Genomic DNA, 4,909 nt, shown 5'->3' on the forward strand with positions numbered 1-4,909 from the left:
CGACACGGCGGGAAAGCCAACAACGTGGGAAGGCAGCCAAGCGCAGCGGACAGGCAGACTGGAAGTGTCGCCCCCACCCCTGAGGAGGCCCCCGTGCACGCACGTGATCCCCAGCCGTCCCCGAGCCCCGTTCCGGAGCCGCTTCCCGGGCCGCCGGTGCCGCCTCCGGAGCCGGAGCCGATACCGCCGGAGCCGGAGCCGATCCCGCGTCCGCCAGGGCCGGACCCTGTCCCGGACCCGTCACCGCAGCCCTCACCGCTCACGTAGGAGGTGCCGATCATGGCCATCGCCACGGTCAACCCGGCCACCGGCGAGACCCTGAAAACCTTCGCGGCGCTCAACGCCGGCGAGATCGAAGACCGCCTGGTCAGGGCGGAGGAGGCGTTCCAGGAGCACCGCACCACCTCGTTCGCCCGCCGCGCGGAGCTGCTGCTCAGGGCCGCCGAGCTGCTCGACGAGGACCAGGACGGCGTCGCCCGCACCATGACCACCGAGATGGGCAAACCGCTGGTCCAGGCCCGCGCGGAGGCCGCGAAGTGCGCCAAGACCATGCGCTGGTACGCGCACCACGCCGAGGAGCTGCTCGCCGACGAGCGCCCCGACCCGGCGGACGTCCGGGACTCCGGTGCGATGCGCGCCGTGGTCCGCTACCGCCCCCTCGGCACGGTGCTGGCGGTGATGCCGTGGAACTTCCCGCTCTGGCAGGTCGTACGGTTCGCCGCGCCGGCCCTGATGGCGGGCAACACCGGGCTCCTCAAGCACGCCTCGAACGTTCCGCAGACCGCGCTGTACATCGAGGAGCTGTTCCGCCGTGCGGGCTACCCCGACGGCTGCTTCGAGACCCTGCTGATCGGCTCGGGCGCGGTCGAGGAGATCCTGCGCGACCCGCGGGTCGCCGCGGCGACGCTGACCGGCAGTGAGCCGGCCGGACGCTCGGTGGCGGCGATCGCCGGTGACGAGGTGAAGAAGACCGTCCTGGAGCTCGGCGGCAGCGATCCGTTCCTCGTGCTGCCCTCCGCCGACCTGGACAAGGCGGCCCGGGTCGGCGTCACCGCGCGGGTCCAGAACAACGGCCAGTCCTGCATCGCCGCCAAGCGGTTCATCGTGCACGACGACGTCTACGACGCCTTCGCCGAGCGGTTCACCGAGCGCATGGCCGCGCTGACGGTCGGCGACCCGATGGACGAGCGCACCGAGGTCGGTCCGCTCTCCACCGAGCAGGGCCGCTGGGACCTGGAGGAGCTCGTGGACGACGCGGTCCGTCAGGGCGCGACCGCGCTGTGCGGTGCCCGGCGCCCGCCGGACCACCGCGCCGGCTGGTTCTACGAGCCGACGGTCCTCTCCGGCATCACGCCCGGCATGCGCATCCACCACGAGGAGGCCTTCGGCCCGGTCGCCACCCTCTACCGCGCCGCCGACCTGGAGGAGGCGGTACGGCTCGCCAACGACACACCGTTCGGTCTCAGTTCCAACGCCTGGACCCGTGACCCGGCCGAACAGGAGCTGCTGGCCCGGGACTTGCAGGCCGGCGGGGTCTTCTTCAACGGTATGACCGCCTCCCACCCGGGCCTCCCCTTCGGCGGCGCCAAGCGCTCCGGCTACGGACGGGAGCTCTCCGGGCACGGGATCCGGGAGTTCTGCAACATGACGACGGTGTGGTACGGGCCGGAGGAGTGACACCGCGGGCCCCGGCGCGGTCAGCCGGAGGCGCCGGCGCGGTCAGTCGCGGACCGGACCGGGGCCTTCCGGCACCACGAACTCGCACCACAGCGCCTTGCCCGCCCCGCGCGGCTCCGCACCCCACCGGTCCGCGAGGGCGTCGACCAGCAGCAGGCCCCGGCCGGAGGTCGCGGTCTCCCCGGGGCTGCGCCGTCGCGGCCACTGGCTGGAGCGGTCCTCGACCTCCAGCCGGATCCGGCGCGGGGGGCCGGGCAGCAGTTCCACGGAGACCAGGGCGCCGCTCTCGGTGTGCGTCAGCGCGTTGGCGATCAGCTCGGACGCGGCGACCTCGACGTCGTGCGCGATACCGCCCGCCCGCCACTGGTCCAGCGTGCGGCGCACGGCCGAGCGGACCTCCGAGGTACCCGAGGGGTCGGCCTGATGGACGTGCAACCGCAGCCGCGGCGTGGTGGCGGCGCCGGGCCCGGGCAGCCGGTGCAGCAGAAGGAGGGCCATGTCGTCCTCGGGGCCGGGCTCGGCCCACAGGTGGTCGGAGAGCCGGTCGGCGAGCGCCTCCAGGTCCGTGGGGCCGCTGCGGACCGCCGCGGACAGCGCGTCGATGCCCGCGGAGATGTCCTCGCCGGGCTGTTCGACCAGGCCGTCGGTGCACAGCAGCAGCGTCGACCCCGGCTCCAGGAACAGCTGGGTCTCCGGGAAGTGGTCGTGTCCGAAGGCGGTCGCCAGGCCGAGCGGCAGCCCGCCGCGGACCTCGGGCCAGTCGATGTGCCGGGCGGCGGTGCTGATCAGCGGCCCCAGGTGACCGGCCCGTGCCACGTGCAGCGCCCCGGACTCCAGGTCGGCCTGGACGTAGGTGCAGGTCGCGAAGCGCTCGGTGTCGAGTTCGGCCAGGAAGCGGGAGGCCCGTACCAGCACGGTCTCCGGTGTGTGCCCCTCACTGGCGTACGCCCGCAGCGCGATCCGCAGCTGGCCCATCACGGCCGCGGCGTGGGTGTCGTGGCCCTGTACGTCGCCGACCACCAGCCCGGTGCGCCCCTGGGGCAGTGCGATCACGTCGTACCAGTCGCCGCCGACGTCCCGCCCGACGCTCGCCGGGTGGTAGCGGACAGTGACCGCACCGCCCGCGAGCGGCGGCAGCCGCCGCGGCAGCATCGTCTCCTGAAGCCCCGTCGCGAACTCCCGCTCCTGGTCGAAGAGGGTGGCCCGCTGCACCGACTGGGCCACCACACCGGCCAGCGCCAGCGCCAGGTTCCTGGCCTCCGCCGACTGCACCGCCGGCTCGCTGTTGAACAGCCCCAGGCCGCCGATCACGGTGTCCTGGGCGATCAGCGGCAGGAAGGCCGAGCTGCCGGGCGGAATGGCGTCGGTGTACGGGCGCAGCCGGGGGTAGCGGGCGATCAGTTCGCCGCGGGTGCTGAGGAAGACGGGCTGCTGTGAGCGGGCCGCGTCGGACAGCGGCAGGGTGTCGTCCAGCCGTGCCGTGTTCAGGTCCGGGGGAGGCCCGCCCTCCAGCCCGGTCGCGGCGATGATCCGGAACCTGTCGTTCTCCACCAGGCCGAGGATCAGCCCCTCCGCGCCGAACCGCCGGGTACTGAGGGTGCCGGTCAGCACGCGCGTGACATCCGCCATCGACAGCGCCCGCGCCAGCGCGGCCGTGGTCTGCTGCACCATCACCGTCTGCCGCCGGCTCTCCTTCTGGAGCGAACGCAGCAGCGCGGAGTCCGCCAGCTCGCCGGTCGCCTCCCGGACGATGCCGATGACCCGGTACGGCGCCCCGTCCGGGTCGTGCAGGATCCGCCCCTGGGAGTACGTCCAGCGCCGGGATCCGTCGCGGCAGCGGACCTGGAAGTACACGCCGTACGACGAACGGCCCTCCTGCAGGGCCTGGGAGAGAGCCTCGTCCAGCCGGAGCGCCTCCTCCGGAGGAACCCGCACGATCCGGGACATCGGCGCGCCGTCGTACTCCCCGGGGCGCAGATCGAAGACGTCCATCGCACCGGGGTCCAGGACCATGCACCCCCCGTCCAGGTCCCAGTCGAAGGTGCCCGTCCGGTTGAGCGCGAGCCGTCGGCGCAGCCCGACCGGCTCGTGCCGGGACACCCCGGGCGCGTCCTCCGCGACCCGGCGCCGGTTCCGGTCGGTTCGGGGGGCGTCGCCCTCGTCGGACGGTCCGGCCGGCGGGGCGGTCATGAGCGGTCCCACCTCGTGTCCCGGGAGCGCGCGACAGATGCGCTCACCATGCGAACACCCTAGGCGGGGGCCGCGACCCCCGCATGTCCGATGCGTCGGGTTACGGCGTGTGGGTGACGGCCGGCGCCGCCACCGGGAGGGCGTGCCGCGTCCGGTGCGCCAGGGTGGCCCGTCGCGTCGCCACATCCACGGTGTACGCGTCGAGGGTCAGCCGCGCGGCGGACACCTTCAGCACCATGAAGCCGTGGTCGGCGAAGTTCTGCCAGGCCGCCGGGTGCTGGAAGTGCGCCTGGCCGTCCTCCGTCTTGGCGGACGCCCCGCACACCACCTGCCGGGTGCCGCCGGTACGCGCCGTCGGCTCCAGGATCTGAAGGGTGTGGTCGTGACCGGAGAGGATCAGATCGGCCCGGCCGCACACCACCTGCTCGTACATCTCCTGGAGATGGACACCGCTGGTGTAGTGCCCGATCTCGAACCCGTCGTACGCACCGGCGCTGCCGTGCTTGCCGTTGTTCAGGTACGGGTGATGGCTCAGCACCACCTTCCAGCGGGCCCGTGAGGCGCGCAGCGCGCCATCCAGCCAGCTTCGCTGCTCGCGCATGTACGGGCCGTCCCACCGGTAGTACGGGTCGAGCTGGACGACGTACGACGACCACGGAACGGTGTCGACCGCGAAGAACTCCACCAGCGGATCGGCGGCCGGCAGCGGCACGCTGTAGTAACGGCTCGGCATGTACCAGCGCTTGGAGGTCCTGGCGTAGGCGACCTCGCGGTCACCGCGCGACGGGTCGCCGCCGCTGCCGGGTATCAGCCCCGAGCAGTCGTGGTTGCCCAGCACCATCAGCCAGGGTACGTCGATGCCGCTGTTGGGCTTCTCGAACTTGTCCTGGAACTCCGTGTCGTGGTCGGACTCCGGCCCGTTCTCGTAGATGTTGTCCCCGAGGCCCACCGCGAGACCCACCTGCTCGGCCCGGCAGATGTCGCGCGCCGCGGCGGCCACCGCGTACTGCGCCTCGTCCCCCGTCCCCGCGTCACCGGTGAC

3 protein-coding genes are annotated in these 4,909 nt (G+C 73.0%); 1 reads left to right on the forward strand and 2 read right to left on the reverse strand.

Going from position 1 to position 4,909, the window contains the following annotated elements; all coding sequences use genetic code 11:
* The first annotated feature begins 279 nt into the window (after window positions 1-279).
* Complete coding sequence (locus tag AZE13_RS21140) at window positions 280-1,677, forward strand: NADP-dependent succinic semialdehyde dehydrogenase (RefSeq protein WP_066934160.1); 1,398 nt, start codon at window positions 280-282, stop codon at window positions 1,675-1,677.
* 42 nt (window positions 1,678-1,719) lie between these two features.
* Here AZE13_RS21140 and AZE13_RS21145 read toward each other — a convergent pair whose 3' ends face one another.
* Window positions 1,720-3,867: a SpoIIE family protein phosphatase gene (locus AZE13_RS21145; protein WP_066934163.1), complete on the reverse strand. Its 2,148-nt coding sequence runs from the start codon at window positions 3,865-3,867 to the stop codon at window positions 1,720-1,722.
* A gap of 100 nt (window positions 3,868-3,967) precedes the next feature.
* Window positions 3,968-4,909: metallophosphoesterase (locus AZE13_RS21150; protein ID WP_066934166.1), on the reverse strand; the 942-nt coding region annotated here is incomplete at its 5' end.

The organism is Streptomyces sp. NBRC 110611, from assembly GCF_001590865.1.
GTDB lineage: Bacteria > Actinomycetota > Actinomycetes > Streptomycetales > Streptomycetaceae > Streptomyces.